Origin of the sequence: Halodesulfovibrio sp. MK-HDV (assembly GCF_009914765.1) — a bacterium.
Taxonomy (GTDB): domain Bacteria; phylum Desulfobacterota; class Desulfovibrionia; order Desulfovibrionales; family Desulfovibrionaceae; genus Halodesulfovibrio.
The window spans coordinates 141,248-156,753 of record NZ_WYDS01000008.1 but is presented as its reverse complement, the minus strand read 5'-3'; the positions used below and the strand labels follow the sequence as shown (position 1 = coordinate 156,753).

Here is a 15,506-nt window from a genome sequence, read left to right as displayed (position 1 = left end):
AAAAGACACAAGTCAAAAATAGAGTTTTCTGGCATAACGCAGTCAGGAGATATCTATGAAGAAATAACGAGTTACCAATCATTTTATGCAGATAGAAAGGAACACCATGCTTTCTGGAAAACAGCCATTCTCCATCCACATGTTTCTCCCTGACGGTGACCCGGAAGGATTACGCATTATCTCACGTTCAAACTGGACGGGGGTAGGTGTTGCCTTCACAAGAACCGGATACAAAACGGCATCGAAGGAAGAGGAATTTTCTTCAACTGGCGTATATATTCTGGTCGGCATTGATAATGAAAGTAGCTTGCCAGCCGTCTACATCGGTGAAGGCGATCCCGTTCTAAACCGACTAAATAGCCACTACGCAGAAAAAGACTTCTGGGACTGGGGAATATTCTTTGCTTCCAAAGACGGTAGCCTTAACAAGGCTCACGTAAAATATCTTGAAAGCCGCTTACTCCAGCTTGCAAAAGAGGCTAAGAAATCAAATCTTACAAACTCTAATGGCTCCAGCAGACCAACATTATCCAAAGCAGACACCGCAGACGTTGAAAGCTTTCTTATTGATGTTCTAAGAATAGTTCCCTTAGTGGGGCTGTCTATTTTTGATAAGCCGGATGAAACAGAGAAAAACAACATCACCATGCTCTACGCATCCGGCAAAGGCTTGAAAGCAACTGGATACGAATCCTCAAAAGGGTTTGTTGTAACAGCCAGTTCTGAAGCATCATTAACAGAAACGCCTAGTCTTTCTGACAGTGTGCGAACCATTCGAAAAGATTTACGAGCAAAAACAGTCATACGTGAAGATTCGAACAAATTCACGTTCGCTCAAGACTATATTTTCAAATCTCCCAGCATGGCCGCAGATGTCGTTTTAGGCAGATCAGCCAACGGCAGGACAGAGTGGAGAGATAAAAATGGAAGAACGTTAAAAAAACTTCAAGAGCAGGAAAACAATACTGCTTAAACACTCACTCTGTAATACACATCTGCCAACAATTAGTCTTCTCATAAGAAAAAGCCCTCATATGAGGGCTTTTTCTACTAGCTCATCCAGCTAGAAATTTTCAAACAAAAAGCCAAACTAATTGTAGCGACAAGAAAAGCACCTGTAAGAATGTACCCGAGCACATTAAATCGCATCCAAAGCCTCATCCCACCTTTCGGTATTCCCAAGCGCCTAAATAAATATTGTCTACAATACTTAAAGAAGCGGAAATTTGCTGAAATGGTCCAAGTGTCTTTATAGTCTTTTCCATCAGCAAAATAAGCATCCAATTTTTTAATTCCGCTAGCAGAAATATACATAAAATTTACTGAAAAAATCATCAAAATTAGCCCGCAGGGAATCATTATTCCGTCTCCAAGAAACTCCATAACGATGTCTGCCGCCTGCTTAATAACTGACTGTTCCATACTTTTTACGTTAGCCAAACTAACTTAAAAAATTTAGATAGATAGACAGCAAAACATAACAGCCCAGTTGAACACAAAACAATATATAACCAAGTGCATTAAAATACATCCACCATCTCATATTATGGTCTTCAACTTTCAATTTGCCTCTAATGAACTCTTGGCAATACGTACCAAATCGAAAAGTCGCTGAAAGCGTCCATGTATCATTATAATCTTTTCCATTTTCAAAATATGCATCCAGCTTCTTGATTCCACGCCCATGAATATATCCAAAATTTACTAAATAAATCGTTGTAAAAGCCATTAAGGGGATAAAAAGGCCATCCCCCATGATAGTTCTCATTTCTAAAAAAACACCGCTCATCATATTGCCTCTTATACCCTCTTATATTTGATCAACATTCCAGCTAAAAAAGCCACCATGTTCTTCTGCGTACTCAATAACACTATCAGTAAAATCAAAGAAAGATTCCGCTGCCCATTTGAAAATGTCGCTTCCTAACAGAGCGCCGTAATATGCACCAATGGCACCTCCTACAATAATTGCAATCCCTAACGTAATAGGACCACCGCTTACTGCTCCAACAACTAATGTTGCTAACCCTGCACCGACCTGAGCACCTAGGTTACCCCCTGTATACCCACCATAAATTGCTGCGGCTTCAACTGAAACCGTCTTCACTGGTCGCCCTTTCTCTGAAGTAAAAGCCTCTGCGATTACAGGAATGGATGTCAAAGAACCCAAAACTGCCCCAACGACTCCCAACGTTTTTGTTCCCTTTATCCACTTAACAACCGCATTTATCCGTGGAGCAAAGCTCTTGAGTACTCCATCAATATTAAGCATATCTTTGCCATGATAGACGACACTTTTTACCGATAACCCAAGAGTATTTTTCAATTTTTTAAATACGGGAATTCCAACGCAATTAAATGTTAATCTGTGTAATCCTGAATCCAGTTGCTTAAATAATTTTGCTCGGCTAGTGTAAAATGTTTCTGAAAGTAATTTCGCAGAACCAAGGGACGCGACTTCATCAATATAAAGCTTGTTAATCGCCCTAAAGGTCTCCTCAATGGACTCAAAAAATGCCCCAAAACCTGCAACGATACTTCCTGTTACGGCAAGCGACTCTTCGTAAAACTCCTTTGTCCCAAAATAATCAAGTAAAGGAAAAAAACGTACCGCAACTTGTGCCTCTTCTTCACTAACTGAGTGTAACGCTGTTGAGACCTTCCGTGCCTCAATTTTTAGCTCATTCAGCTCCGCTACTTCTTCATCGGTCTTTGGCTCCCGCGTAGGAAGAACAATTATCTCACCTTCTCGAACATGGCTCTTCAAATGATCATTATGCCTATCTATAAACGATCGTTTATCCTGCTGATATTTACTTGGAAGCAAGGCAGCAATCACATCAACTTTTGATTGACTCTTTTGAGACTCAGACCAACCGCATAAAAACTCTGTTCTTTCTTGCTGTTCGGCTGGTTCTTCCGGCTTAATAGGTTCTGGAGTATATTCATCAATATTAACGGAACAATCTACAGGCTGATAACTGACGCCAGACATTGGCCGTCGTTTGCCAGAGCTTTTTATCGCATTCACTCTTGAACAAAAACTATCACTACCGCCAATGCAGCCTTCCACGACTCCAAAGCCGCTTGAATCATCCAGTAAAAAAACCCTACCTTCTTCAACATCCCGTACTAGCTTATTTAACTGAATATCTCGATTTCCCAAAGGTGTAACATACTGCCCAAATCCTTGAATAGTAATCCAAGAGGAACTAAACGAATCACGAAGCTTACGAACTGCCACATAAGGGCGAACTATTTTTCTTGCATCATCTGCAAACATTGCACTGGATGCCACAAGCCGAAGACTCACAATTACCTATCCTTCTTTTATAAATTGGAATGACCAAGTACGAGCTAAGCAAAATTCATACAATTTATAAAAGCCTTCTATTCTCAAATAGTTAGAACCACCCTCCAAACAAGCTGGCAACTTATTGCTCAAAAAACAAGCAACTTATTGCATGGTTGGCAACAAGTTGCCTGCTTTCAGATTCTTTACCAAGCATTGAATCGTCCTCTGAATAATTTGTTTTAATAAGCGCGTTGACTCTCAGGGGACAGCAAAGCAGGTGTATGAATGAGAATGTGGCTACGGCTGGCTTTTAACTAAAACACCACAGTAACCCTACTGCCTGTTTTTCCAACACAAAACCTAACAATAAAAAAGCCCACCTAGTTAACCAGGTAGGCGTTTCTCATTCTTATATCTTACAACTAATAACTATCTCCAATAACCTCGGAAGCATTCTTCAAAGCATCATCTCTCAAATGAGCATAACGCTGAACCATTGCTGGTGTTTTATGCGTAAGCAACTTCTGAAGCGCAAACATATCGACCTTGCCGGAACTTGCGAGGGATGATGCAAAAACATGCCGCAGCCCGTGCATTGGTCGAAAAGATTCTGGAAGCCCTGCTTCTCTACAAATCCTTCTAAAAGACTTCACTTCACGCAGCCGCCCTTTCTTTCGACCGTAAAATACATATTCACTTTCTGAATGCATTTGGGCTTCAAGCACTTTTCTGGCAACTGAGTTGAGAGGAATACGTTGATCAGTTTGTCCCTTTGGAGCCTCAAGAAAGATGGACGCACGCTCGAAGTCTACATGTTCCCATTTTAATTTATATATTTCTCCCTTACGCATTCCCGTATAAAGAGCCAACAGCATCATGTTTGCGATCATTCTATTTGGATCGTTTTCAAGAACATGAAATAAACTTGCGAGCTGTTCTTTGTTAAGATCTTCTGTTCTCATGTTGTTAAGCTTCGGCATTTCAAAGTGTAATGTAGAAATATTAATAGGCGCACATAGGCCGCGCTTTGCTCCAAAATTTAAAATCCGTTTCAGCAACACTAAAGCCTGTTTCACAGTCGCTGGAGCAAGCCTTTTATCTTCAAGCCTAGCCCGCAGCTTATCAACGTCAGTTGTAACAACCTCTTCAGGCAATTTCTTCCCGAAATCATTCAACAAATATCTGTTCCATCTATTGCGATCATCATTAATGCTTCGATTAGAACGCTTGTACTCATAAAAGGCTTCCCAAAGACGCTCCACTGTCTTTGTACTTCGATCATCACGCTGCTTTGCTCTCCGCTCATTGTTGGAGTCAGCCTTTCCAGAAAGCCGAAGAACGCGCAGTCTATTAGCCTTGGCTGGTGACATTCTATCTTTGTGTTGTCGGCCTGCCTTTTCCTCAACAGACTTTCCATTCTTATAGTAACGAATGTAAAAAATTCTCTCAGGAACGCCAGTACTTGGGTCTTTCCCTTCGATGAAAAACACGCCTTTGTAATCTGTCTTATGTCGTTTAACTGTTGCCATCGATCGTATTCCCCACATTTTTATATACACGGCGGATCAAAATACGTGGTATGAAGAGGAGTTATTCCCCATACTATTCCCCATAAGTTTTATTCAAATAGCGCAATTTTGGAGAAAATCAAATAAGGTCAGTTAAACAACTTAATCAAAAAATTAAATCAGTTACAAGCAAATTAAACTCAGTAAATAAGCCAGTAACGGGATTCAAAATCCGCCGGCTTTACAGCTGTGGGAGTTCAAGTCTCCCTCTCGGTACCATGTGCATTCTCAAGGGGTTACGTACTGTCTTAATGACGGATCGTAATCCCTTTTTTGCGTTCTATGGACTAACTTCCCCCGTTACTCCCCCGCTTTTGGTTTCTATTCCTGTATTTCTCCCCCTTTTTTCTCTATCCAGTATCCCAAAAAAAGACGCCGCATTAGCGGCTTCCTTACCCCACGCCGCGAACGCGCGTAGCAAGGGAGGGGTGGGGGCTGCTTCCACTACTCCCCCCCCTCTCCAAGACCTCGCAGAAAGGTCTAAAAGGCAGTAGTTAGCACCAATTTATCGATCCAAATCACCTAGGTTCTTTCCAGCCTTTCAACCCACAGGGGTCGTTTGGGGCGCGTTGCGTTTATGAATACGACGTTGGGAAAAAAGTGAAAAACTTAAAAATCGTGCAATGCCACTAGTCATTAACATCTCACGCTTGAATCACCCTAGTTTCCTAGATACACTTCACTTATAAACTCGTAACTTCAGGAGGGTCGATGAGTGACAAACGCTATACGGAGAAATTTAAAATGAAAAAATATTTTCTTTTATATTAAGAGGATAAAAAAACAAATAACGATTCAAACAGCTAATACTACAGCCTGTAACAACTAAATGTTTAAGGTATTATTTAAGAGTGTGTCATAGCTTAATGAACTCAAAAAATTCATTCATGAGTCCATCCATATATGCAATACAGACTATTCACATCTTAGTTTAAATATAAAAACATCAGACCAAATTACACAAACATGGCTGCAAGGATTCCCTCACAGCCATGTAATCAACATTTAACCCCGCCAACATATTTTACGACGGAAGAAATCAATTCGTTAAAACTGAAGTTGGAAACCACCGCCCCATCCATAGTCTGAGTGCCATTGTGCCATAAGAGAAAATTGATCCGAAATGATGTAGTATGCGCCAATAATTCCTTCCCAGTAATCGTGTGTATCAAACTGAGCTTCCCCTTTTATGGAAAAACGCGGAGTGAACTGGAGGGTTTTTTCTAAAGTACAGCGGGCTCCACCTTCTGAATCTACCCATGTGCGCGAATCTATATTAAACGGCAGCAGGTAGCGAATACCTAGGACTCCTCGACCGACTTCTGTGTCTGTATTATTGAGAAACATATCGCCACCCGCAAATGGCGAGAAAAAGCGGTTTACGTAATAATCGTATGTGCCCACAAACTCAGATTCCACATAGTCAATTAACTGCCAACCTATTTCCCATGTTGCCATAAAAATATGTCGAGATGAACTTACCTCCACAAACCCCTCAGTGGTATTGCTTAAAATATTTGCTTCACCAAAGGCAGTCCATTTTTCGTCGTAGAGGTCAGGACGCACCTCTGCAAGAGCAGGGTACAGCTCGAACCCTTCATAATGAACCACACGAGCCATTCCGGCTTCTAGGTGATAGAGCAGATGACAATGGAAGAACCAGTCTCCAAATTCATTCGCATCAAATTCTATAACCGTTGTGCTTAGTGGTGCGACATCTACAGTGTGCTTCAACGGCGCGCAATCTCCATATCTATTTATTACTCTAAAAAAATGACCATGCAAATGCATCGGGTGGTGCATCATTGTTCTATTAATCATGATAAAGCGTACAACTTCGCCTTTTTTAATCTTAATAGAATCGCTCTCTGACAGCACTTCGCCGTTGATCATCCATACATACCTCTCCATGTCACCATCAAGTGTAAGACGAATTTTTCGTACAGGTTTGTCTGAAGAAAATGCAGTGTTATGCAAGGAGCGAAGTTTGCTGTATGGAGGCCAAGGACGCTCCGGCGAGCTTCCATCAACAACCAGTGGGGTTGAAGAAGCTACATCTGAAGCAAGTAATCCAAAATCCCATGCAAAACGTTTCCCGCTCGGTGAGGCTGGGACAGGGTAGGCAAGAGCGATATCACCTCTTGCAGTTTTGGCTGTGTGTTGAACAGGCTCTTCTTCTCTGGCTTTCTGCGAGGCGGGCGGTGGTACTGCGGGCATTGGGGACGAGCCTGCCTTGCTGGCTAATGACATTTCAGGGCTCATAGTTTTTTCATGCTTCATAGAAGCCATTTTCTTAGAATGCATCAGTTTACCGGGAGTATCAAAATCTCCTGCGGCAACACGGGCATCGGTCAGCCCCATAACATCATTAGGAGCAATTGCGAAAATCTGCCTCAACGAAAGCTTGCCCATCTGAAAATATAAATTGGCCTTCGGGATATTTTTCGCTGCATGCAAACAGCCTTCTCCTATCCATACTGAAGCATGAGCGGAACCGTCCTGTGCTGTGGCACGAAATTCATACATTCCATCCTCAGGCACCTTAATGACGATGTCATATGTTTCTGCAACGCATATGAGAAATCTATTTTCATCAACAGGTTCCACACGTTGACCATCCGCAGAAATGATCGTCATTGGTCCACCGGCAAACTCCAACAGAAAAAAAGTGCTTGCAGAACCATTGATAATCCGAAGACGGATAGTTTCACCTGCTTTGGCAGATAGGTGCGACTGAGGCATACCGTTAGCTAGAAAACGGTCGTACGCAATATCTGCAATATCTATGTCCGGCATTCTGCGCAGTTCACGCATGAAGTAATCTCCCAACATGCCGATGCTTGCCGCTCCAATAATGCTTTGAGATGCGCCTTTTTGTAAAGAAGGAGCGTCACTTCCCCGTTTAAGCCAGCGGTACACAAAATCAGGTGAAGTGTCCGTCCAATCAGAAAGCACTATGACTTCGTCACGGTCTGCAACTGGCGTATCAACAAGAGGATGTACAACTATGGCTCCGTATAACCCGCGCTGCTCTTGAAAGCCGGTATGCGAGTGGTACCAGTATGTTCCATGTTGTCTGATGGGGTATTCATACGTAAAGGTGGTATGCGGTTTAATAGGCGGAAAGCTTACATATGGCACCCCGTCCATATCAGGGGGAACAAGCATGCCATGCCAATGGACGGAAGAGGGAGTATCCATTGTGTTATGAACGTGAATTCGCGCAATATCGCCTCGGTAAAATGCAAGGTGGGGCCGGGGATCTGCCCGTTTACAGTAACGGACTCTATAGGAGTTCCAGTTATGCTTACCTTCTGCTGTGCGATAGTAAGGTTATACTCCACAAGCTTGGCCTGCGCCTGAAGTGCAGCAACTGGGAATAAAAGTAAAAATAAAGCCAAAACGACATTATATAAACCCGCTTTCATACACGGCTCCTACTGGTGCATCGATTGTTGAGACAACTCATATCCAGAGTAGTCAACTACTTTGGATGATTACGATACTACAAAAGCAGCCCTATCAATAGGTAATAGGTTGGAATGTTATTCTTTATATGCAGGCTAACAAGCATTTGGTCAGTATAAATCCTCCCCAACAAACTGAACCAGTTAAGAATACAAAACTTGGCAGACTAGCTTATTATGATTCAGAGAGTTTTCCGTGAAAACGATATATGTCACCGACGCGCAGATAGCTTTCGCCTCACGCAAGCTGAACCAAGCACAAAAGTTGAAGAAGGCTGCCGTAAGATGAACATGTCAGAGGCTACGTTCTACAAGTGGAAGAAACATGGTAGGTTTGGGTAAGCAAGTAACGTCACTCAAACCAGCTTGAAGAAGAACATCGTAAAGCTTAATTAAAAAGCCAGAAGCGAGACTCAAAACCCGCTAATTTTGCAGCTGTGGGATCTCGATATCATGTAAGAAAAGGCACCTGCGTAGAAATACGTGGGTGCCTTTTTTATACTAACAGTAATATTCGCAAACCTTGCTCATCGCTTCAAGCCATTTATATTGATACGTTGCAAACTTATTTCAGCACTAGTTCTCCCTCAACACTTGTCACACCACCACTATTACTCATTGTATGCGTTGCTTTGGTGATGATCCATTCCCCATTAATGCCAGTACGAAATTGCTTCAAAATGACTTTAGATTCTGCCACCAAGTCTGGATTCAGTGGCAACGAAAGAGACAGTGTCCATGTGCCTCGTTTATACAAATCTAAGCGCTTATGGGCAGCCATAAATGCCGCTTGCTTACTGGAGTACATACCTTTAAGGCGAAATACAGGTTCTGCATTCCCAGCAGTTATTTCTACCTCATCAGAGTTTCCGGTATCCCGATATGTTGCCACAACTTTTTTAAACGTTCCACGTAAAGACAGTTTAGCAGACCCACTCGTTACTTGCTGCTTCGTAAGTGTCAGCACAGGCATATCTTCCCCACGCGGGTTCTTGCCTTTGCCTCGTTCGACAAACAGCAACTTGCCACCATTTGCCTTTGAAATGGCATCATGCTCCTTCGCAATACGGGTGAGCAAGTGCATATCAGATTCATCTATCTGATTAATATGCGGCAATACGGCCTTAGCTAAACGAGGAGAAACTAACGGCTCAAGACCATGTTCATTTGCAATTGTACAAACGAGAGTATTAATTGTTCCAGCAGAAAAAGATCGTTTCTTTTGAGACTGTAAAGGAGAAAAACCAGATGTGCTTTTATCAAACGGAGCAGAATTGGCTGAAATAGCCATACTGTCCGGAGGAAAATTTAACGCCACCTCGTCTACAATATACTTACCCATAAACCATAAGCGATCCTTCTCGCCCAGATGTACGGTCAGTTCTGCACCGGTAGCGGGCATTGCAATTCCTGGATCATTCAGCTGGATACTTAATTTATCTGATTCGTACCCAGCTGCATCAGTAATTGTAATTTGTGCGCTATGCTCTTGTAGCAGTTTGGTGATATCTTTACCATTTGCCTTGATTTGATAATCAAGAGCATATCCCACTACCATAACCGCACGCTCTCTTTTACGCTTGGCTTAGGTAATTCTGGAAAATCAATCTCTACCCCTGCAGGCAAAATCGCACCATAATCCGCGATTCCTTTATTTGCGTCCAGCACCTGTTCAAGTGCTCCGGGCTGCCCATCATAATATTTGAAAACAACAGCATCCAACACATCGGCTTGCTTCGTTCGATACATGACACTCATGCTTTTTCCCCATAATATTTAAGTTCCAATGTAAACTCTATTTTCTGGGGATACCCTCCCGCTAAAAAGTCACTTGCGTTCTCTTTTATGGATGTGATGCACCAAAACCCTTTCAGATCCCCAAAGCCATCCATCAACTGAAGTGGTTTTCCATGCCCCGCAAGAGCACGCATTTCTACTACCTGCTTTAAGCCCCCTTTAAATCTCGGCAATATAATCCCCGGCAAACTGATTGTCTCAGCACCCACACCAGTAAATTGTAAACATGGATGAGTACCTATCCGAGCCTGTTCTGCCCAGTTGTAAGAACTCGAACGGCTCATGCTCTGAAACGCCGCAGTATTTAGAGAAAACACAAAGTCGCCTAGCTTCATCATCGCTGTTGGCTCAACGATAATTGGCCTATTAAATTTAGCTATCTCCGCTTGCTGCGCAATACTTGGCTTGTTAGCATGCATCATACAATACTCCAGCATCATTATTTAGAACCACAAACGTCTCCTGAGCTATTTCTTTAGGACTCTGTCCCTCTGTTGCATGTACGTTGATAGTAATATTGCGATTATCAATATTTTGATTAGACTCGACTGAGTTTGAAGAGGGAGATGGCATCAGTGGTAAAGATCGAGCATTCACAGTCTGTGTAGCATGCCCACCTGTATACGCGTAATTTCCATGACAAGATTCATCTTGCTGTCGCCTCCATACGTCTGACTGCGTACCTACCGAAGACGTCAAGTTGGGCTTAAATGGAGTTTTTTTCTCTTCTTCCTCGTCATCTCCTCCGATCCCAAAAAAGGTTGCAGCCGCGCCTAGAATTCCACCTTCTTTAAACGATTTTTTTAGATCATCCCAAGCATAGATTAACCGCCCTACAGCCAGAACAGCCAAACCAATAATTGCGGTAATCGGGTTAGACATTACTGCAAGCCCTACGGCTTTAATCCCAGCGATAAGAGCTGGAAAAACAGTAGACGCAATTAAAGAAATTGTTGTGCCTACTGACATAAACATCGACGAAAGATAAGGAAGGGCTCCAGAAACTAAGGGCGCAACGGCCTTGCCAATTCCCCATAACGAACTAGCCATTTGGTAACCGGAAACCAAAAATTTAGTGGCTTTAACACTACCTACGATAGCTGCAACGGTTCCGAAACCACCGACTGCATCAGTGACACTAAGAACAGTACTACCAATAGAAGTCATTACATTTAAAAGAGAAAATGCAAACTCGCCAATCTTTGGCAAAGCCTCGCCGAGCATCTTACCAAACTTTTTAATATCGTCTCTATGCTCATTAAAAAGCGCACCAATTTTAGGAGCCAGCGTGGCTACATATGGTTCCAGTGCCCCGCCAATAAGGCCTGAGAATTCTGCAGAAGCAGAAGAAACCACAGTACCTATAGAGCCCATGGCATCTGAATATTTCTCCGCGCCTTGGCGCCCTTCTTCAGTAAGTAAGCTTTGCTTTGCCTGCTTATTGTAGATCTCATCCATACTCCCACTAAGGGTTCGAATATGACCAACAAACTGACTGGAATCACCACCAAAAACCTGTTTCCCAAGAGACTTTGCTAGATCTGCGTCATCCAGTTTTTTAAGTGCAGAAGTAATTGTTTTAAACTTCTGTTCTGGTGACATTTTTTCTATATCTTTAAATGACAACCCCATCTTTTTGAGCGCACCACCAAAAGGTTTCCCATTACCTAATTGTTTAGATTTACCAATTTTATTGCTCATCTCATTCATGAACTTACCAACACTGCCAGCCTTAAGCCCAGCCCCTTGAGCCACACCTTCCCACGTCTCAAGCCCTTTAGCAGACACCCCCAGCGACTTAGCCAACGCCGCTTGCCCAGCAGTAATGGCATTTACGCTTGCAAGCTTCTTTCCCATATTAATGGCAAAGCCGATTCCACTAGTAAAAGTTTTGGCATTCTTGGCTGATGAAGCAAAAGCCTTACCGAGCTGCTGAACGCTCTCGTTGCCCTTAATTGCACTCAGCTTCTCCTGTTGTTTTTTTAACTTATCATAAGACTCACCAACCTTTGAGAGTTTCCCCTTTGCACTCTCCACCACAGAATCAAGTAAGGGCGCAATTGCGCCCCCAACTTCAACCATTACAGTCTCTACTCTAGCTGTCATTCAGCCTCCCTACCTCATGTACCCACATGGCAAGTTCCTCGCACGACAAGTCCATTAATTCATTGTATCCCCACCCTGTATAACGGGTAAGATACAGCACATAATTTCGCGCCAGCTCAGGCGTTAGGACAAAAAATCGCTGTAAGCCACGTGAAGCTGGTTGTAATCCGCAATCTCAAGTTCTTCGAGCACGGATTTTGAAATTTCACACAAATTCGAAAACAAGGTCAGTTCCATATCCTCTTTACCAGCTGCTTTTTGCGCTACAATTTGGTCACGTACTTTAGGAGCACGCATAGTGAGAGTGGAGTATTCATGACCATCAACAGTAACCGGATATTTCAATTCAATCTGAGAAGTACGCATTTTTCACCTTTTCATTTTTATATTTAAGAAGAACAGATTAGGCGCATGAAAAAAGCCAGATGCACATCAAAATATTGCTACGAGAGCATCTGACTTTTTCCAAACAACCCCGACTCAGCCGCAGCTACGCATTACGAGAGCGGGTGTACCTTTCGGTACGCCAAAGAAGGAATGACCATTAGCCTATTTTAATCCGAGGTTCTTACGATGCTCTCCAAGCTGGTCTGTACCGTTGATGATGCGCTTCATGTTCAGCACATCAATTTCATGCACCACACTGCCATCCTGAGTATATTTGTAATAGCTCAGATTCACAGTGTATCCAGTGGAAGCCTCGCCACCTTCTGTCCATGCTGTTGGAGCAATTTTTGTAATTGTACCAACCATATTCACAGTCACAGGTGTAACCGTACCATTGTAACTTTCGAGACTAGCTTTTACTGTAAACTGTACACCTTCGTTCTTACGTGCACCGAATAGACCAAGAGTTTCACTGCAAAGCTTTGTGGTAGAGAAGGTCGTAACGAGTTCTTCCATCCCCTTATCGAGAGACACCGGTGCATCCATACCGCCAGCGCGGAACTGCTCAAGCTTCAGGTTCAAATCTGGAAGTTTTACTTCTTTAAGGTTACCGGCAAAGCCGCGACCATCCACAAACAAGTTAGCGCTTTTTAAAACATTTTCTGCTACTGGCATTACTTAAATACCTCCTCAACGTAGCCGTTAGTCATACGGCTGCGGAATGTCACACGTTCTGCTGTATAAGCTGGAGTAAAATCAAAATCGAAGTAGGTATGTCCCTGTTCAATCTCACTTGCGCTGTTGATTTCTGCATCAACCCAGCATTTGCCACCCAAAATGGCACCTTTCTGTTCCAAAGTTCGTAAGAACTGGTTTACGGATTCCTGCACCGCTTCAAAATAAATGCGTCCTACCGGTCTATCGACTGCCCACATGTGAGCCTGCTGGATAGACTCATTAATCATATCCGCGATACGACGGGTTGAAAGGAAAGACCAACGCGCATCACTGGAAGTAGTGCGGTTGCCCCAAAGTCTGTAGCCATCTTCGCAAATGATGGTGGCAATCTTCTTTTCGTTAAGCACGTTGGCTTCACTTGCAGTATCACCAACTTCGAATGGAACAGGACGCGCGACGCCGGAGATGCCGAGAATCTCTTTGTTGGAAGGAGACCACCAGAAGCCTTTTTCCGCATCAGTACGGGCAATAACACCGGCAACACGGGCAGAAGATGGTTCATCCACAAATGCACCGTCACGATACACAGTGACAAAAGGATCAACGATGTAGGTACGCGCAGATCCAAACAACGCTGCATCCTGCATTGCTGCTTCGGAGTTAGTGTTACAGCCATCTTTGATCGCGATTGCGTTGAGTTTCTCAGCAATTGCTTCCATTTCTGCAGCAACAGGGTTCTTAAGATATGTTCCTAAATTATCAGGATCTTCGAAACGCTGATGAGTGAAGCCTGGCGCAATCACAATTTTCGGTTTTACTGCACACTTGGATTTTGCACCAAGGAAGGCATGCACGCCTTTCATACCTTCATTTGTAGTACCGCCCACAACATTGGTCATGGTAGCTTTATCGTCAGCACCCTCCGCAACACGGACAACAACAACCAAACCGTGATGCTGGTCGAAAATTGCATCCATTGCATTCGGCAGCGTGCCTGCACGAGTGCCTTTAGTATCCAACTGAGCAGCCTTACGCGGGCTGCCGTAGATCAATACCGGAGTATCCAACGGAAATTCAGTTTCATCTGCATCCGGAGCAGTACCTACAAGACCAATCACAGAAGAACGCACTACTTTTACAGGACGCCCACCCTCATCAATTTCAATAAATTCCACACCATGTAAAAAATCAGTACTCATTATGCATCCTTAACTATAAAATGTTGCCTTCGGCGAGGAGGCTCTGCCCTCCACCCGCAAGGAGCTCGCCCCTTGACCCTTTGTAAAAATCACTAACTAATAGGTGTTAAAGAATGATTGAAAAATTCATCACCCGCGTAAAACACAGCCAAAAAGAATTTGACAGCAAGCCATGCCCGAAGCGGCAACAACCACTTACTTTTGCGAGAACAAATGAAAATCATATTTGCCAAAAAGAATAGATCTGCCTTCTGCCTGTCCTCACCCTCCTGATACATCCAATCATGAATATTACAGGCTTCAGAAATGCCCGCGCCTGCAAGCTTTTCAGGTACCAACTTCCCGATAAATCCAGCTGGCCCACAGCCGTTACAGACTCGGCTTTTTAATTCCTCTGAAGCTTCTTCATATGTTTGAGGCGCTAGCAGTCTCATTCTGCCTCCGGAAAATTAAACACTGGGTTGATAGCTTCTATCTCTTCAACGGTGGCGTAAGCCTCCAGTGCGTCTTGATACTTTAAGCGCTGGCCCGTGGCACCCCCTGCAAGGACTGACCATGCTTGTGTGTTCTCTTGAATACGCCGCGCCATTTCTACCACATCCATTCCCCGCGCATTGGCAATAGCCCGAACAAGTGGGGCATCTGCTTGCGGATCAACGAGAAGAGCACTTGCTTCAGTGCGCTGGCTATCCCATGTTTGCCGCTCCATTTCAGAGTATTCTTTGCTTTGCACTTTAAGGAACGCATCATGTGCGGCGGCGATCTCGCGTTGTTTTGCGGTGCGGACTTGATCAAGTGTAAGTTCCAGTTTGGGCACTGGAACAACTGCAACAACTGCAACAGGGTAGCCGTATTCGTCTGGTTGAATTATTTTTCCTTGTTCTTGTTTTTGAAGAAGGGCTAGATAGCTACTTTTTGTAATCTCGCATGCATCCTTTGGGCATGATGCAAATGATGCAGTACCTTCAAGGTAAAAACCTTTAGTTGTCTTTGAGAAGAAGATTGTCAT

General features: G+C 43.5%; 15 protein-coding genes and 2 pseudogenes. 2 read left to right on the top strand and 15 right to left on the bottom strand.

Annotation, left to right across the window (positions count from 1 at the left end; translation table 11 throughout):
- The first annotated feature begins 106 nt into the window (after positions 1-106).
- Positions 107-973, top strand: coding sequence for a GIY-YIG nuclease family protein (locus MKHDV_RS08430; RefSeq protein ID WP_160714266.1), 867 nt, complete (start codon positions 107-109; stop codon positions 971-973).
- Positions 974-1,050: 77 nt separating this feature from the next.
- Here MKHDV_RS08430 and MKHDV_RS08425 read toward each other — a convergent pair whose 3' ends face one another.
- The 6 genes and pseudogenes from MKHDV_RS08425 to MKHDV_RS19185 all read right to left on the bottom strand — a co-directional run.
- Positions 1,051-1,422 carry a hypothetical protein gene (locus tag MKHDV_RS08425; RefSeq protein WP_160714228.1) on the bottom strand — a complete coding sequence of 124 codons (372 nt, stop codon included), beginning with the start codon at positions 1,420-1,422 and terminating at the stop codon, positions 1,051-1,053.
- A gap of 19 nt (positions 1,423-1,441) precedes the next feature.
- A complete protein-coding gene (locus tag MKHDV_RS08420; RefSeq protein ID WP_160714226.1) occupies positions 1,442-1,792 on the bottom strand; it encodes a hypothetical protein in 351 nt (116 codons plus the stop codon).
- A gap of 18 nt (positions 1,793-1,810) precedes the next feature.
- The gene (locus tag MKHDV_RS08415) at positions 1,811-3,313 is read right to left on the bottom strand and encodes a hypothetical protein (RefSeq protein ID WP_160714224.1); all 1,503 of its coding nucleotides are present in this window, start codon (positions 3,311-3,313) and stop codon (positions 1,811-1,813) included.
- A gap of 404 nt (positions 3,314-3,717) precedes the next feature.
- Positions 3,718-4,824: a site-specific integrase gene (locus MKHDV_RS08410; RefSeq protein WP_160714222.1), complete on the bottom strand. Its 1,107-nt coding sequence runs from the start codon at positions 4,822-4,824 to the stop codon at positions 3,718-3,720.
- A gap of 1,086 nt (positions 4,825-5,910) precedes the next feature.
- Positions 5,911-7,872, bottom strand: a complete 1,962-nt coding sequence (locus MKHDV_RS19190; RefSeq protein ID WP_371416023.1) for a multicopper oxidase domain-containing protein — start codon at positions 7,870-7,872, stop codon at positions 5,911-5,913.
- Positions 7,870-8,112, bottom strand: a pseudogene (locus MKHDV_RS19185) (multicopper oxidase domain-containing protein); the annotation flags it as partial. The pseudogene MKHDV_RS19185 and the gene MKHDV_RS19190, both read right to left, overlap by 3 nt.
- Positions 8,113-8,507: 395 nt before the next feature.
- On the opposite strand from MKHDV_RS19185, the pseudogene MKHDV_RS08400 reads away from it, so the two are divergent.
- Positions 8,508-8,669 (top strand): annotated as a pseudogene (locus MKHDV_RS08400) (transposase); the annotation flags it as partial.
- 226 nt (positions 8,670-8,895) lie between these two features.
- Here the strand turns inward: MKHDV_RS08400 and MKHDV_RS08395 are convergent.
- The 9 genes from MKHDV_RS08395 to MKHDV_RS08355 all read right to left on the bottom strand — a co-directional run bounded on the left by MKHDV_RS08395 (position 8,896) and on the right by MKHDV_RS08355 (position 15,506).
- Entirely contained in the window at positions 8,896-9,888 is a 993-nt protein-coding gene (locus MKHDV_RS08395; RefSeq protein ID WP_160714216.1) for a contractile injection system protein, VgrG/Pvc8 family, read from the bottom strand.
- On the bottom strand, positions 9,882-10,088 hold the full coding sequence (locus MKHDV_RS08390; protein ID WP_160714214.1) for a tail protein X: 207 nt from the start codon (positions 10,086-10,088) through the stop codon (positions 9,882-9,884). The genes MKHDV_RS08395 and MKHDV_RS08390 overlap by 7 nt, the downstream gene beginning before the upstream one ends.
- Positions 10,085-10,549, bottom strand: a complete 465-nt coding sequence (locus MKHDV_RS08385; protein ID WP_254060433.1) for a phage tail protein — start codon at positions 10,547-10,549, stop codon at positions 10,085-10,087. The genes MKHDV_RS08390 and MKHDV_RS08385 overlap by 4 nt, the downstream gene beginning before the upstream one ends.
- On the bottom strand, positions 10,536-12,233 hold the full coding sequence (locus MKHDV_RS08380; protein WP_160714212.1) for a phage tail tape measure protein: 1,698 nt from the start codon (positions 12,231-12,233) through the stop codon (positions 10,536-10,538). The genes MKHDV_RS08385 and MKHDV_RS08380 overlap by 14 nt, the downstream gene beginning before the upstream one ends.
- A gap of 123 nt (positions 12,234-12,356) precedes the next feature.
- The gene (locus MKHDV_RS08375; RefSeq protein ID WP_160714210.1) at positions 12,357-12,599 is read right to left on the bottom strand and encodes a phage tail assembly protein; all 243 of its coding nucleotides are present in this window, start codon (positions 12,597-12,599) and stop codon (positions 12,357-12,359) included.
- Positions 12,600-12,782: 183 nt separating this feature from the next.
- Complete coding sequence (locus MKHDV_RS08370) at positions 12,783-13,295, bottom strand: phage major tail tube protein (RefSeq protein WP_160714208.1); 513 nt, start codon at positions 13,293-13,295, stop codon at positions 12,783-12,785.
- Positions 13,295-14,497 (bottom strand): phage tail sheath C-terminal domain-containing protein, encoded by a 1,203-nt coding sequence (locus MKHDV_RS08365; protein ID WP_160714206.1) that lies wholly within the window; start codon positions 14,495-14,497, stop codon positions 13,295-13,297. Before MKHDV_RS08365 ends, MKHDV_RS08370 begins: the two co-directional genes overlap by 1 nt.
- 92 nt (positions 14,498-14,589) lie before the next feature.
- Entirely contained in the window at positions 14,590-14,931 is a 342-nt protein-coding gene (locus MKHDV_RS08360) for a hypothetical protein (RefSeq protein ID WP_160714204.1), read from the bottom strand.
- Entirely contained in the window at positions 14,928-15,506 is a 579-nt protein-coding gene (locus MKHDV_RS08355) for a hypothetical protein (RefSeq protein ID WP_254060432.1), read from the bottom strand. Before MKHDV_RS08355 ends, MKHDV_RS08360 begins: the two co-directional genes overlap by 4 nt.

Coding starts and splice junctions, on each gene's coding strand:
- MKHDV_RS08430 (WP_160714266.1), top strand. CDS start 107: ATGCTTTCTGGAAAACAGCCATTCTCCATCCACATGTTTCTCCCTGAC.
- MKHDV_RS08425 (WP_160714228.1), bottom strand. CDS start 1,422: ATGGAACAGTCAGTTATTAAGCAGGCGGCAGACATCGTTATGGAGTTT.
- MKHDV_RS08420 (WP_160714226.1), bottom strand. CDS start 1,792: ATGATGAGCGGTGTTTTTTTAGAAATGAGAACTATCATGGGGGATGGC.
- MKHDV_RS08410 (WP_160714222.1), bottom strand. CDS start 4,824: ATGGCAACAGTTAAACGACATAAGACAGATTACAAAGGCGTGTTTTTC.
- MKHDV_RS08395 (WP_160714216.1), bottom strand. CDS start 9,888: ATGGTAGTGGGATATGCTCTTGATTATCAAATCAAGGCAAATGGTAAA.
- MKHDV_RS08390 (WP_160714214.1), bottom strand. CDS start 10,088: ATGAGTGTCATGTATCGAACGAAGCAAGCCGATGTGTTGGATGCTGTT.
- MKHDV_RS08385 (WP_254060433.1), bottom strand. CDS start 10,549: ATGATGCATGCTAACAAGCCAAGTATTGCGCAGCAAGCGGAGATAGCT.
- MKHDV_RS08380 (WP_160714212.1), bottom strand. CDS start 12,233: ATGACAGCTAGAGTAGAGACTGTAATGGTTGAAGTTGGGGGCGCAATT.
- MKHDV_RS08375 (WP_160714210.1), bottom strand. CDS start 12,599: ATGCGTACTTCTCAGATTGAATTGAAATATCCGGTTACTGTTGATGGT.
- MKHDV_RS08370 (WP_160714208.1), bottom strand. CDS start 13,295: ATGCCAGTAGCAGAAAATGTTTTAAAAAGCGCTAACTTGTTTGTGGAT.
- MKHDV_RS08365 (WP_160714206.1), bottom strand. CDS start 14,497: ATGAGTACTGATTTTTTACATGGTGTGGAATTTATTGAAATTGATGAG.
- MKHDV_RS08360 (WP_160714204.1), bottom strand. CDS start 14,931: ATGAGACTGCTAGCGCCTCAAACATATGAAGAAGCTTCAGAGGAATTA.
- MKHDV_RS08355 (WP_254060432.1), bottom strand. CDS start 15,506: ATGACAATCTTCTTCTCAAAGACAACTAAAGGTTTTTACCTTGAAGGT.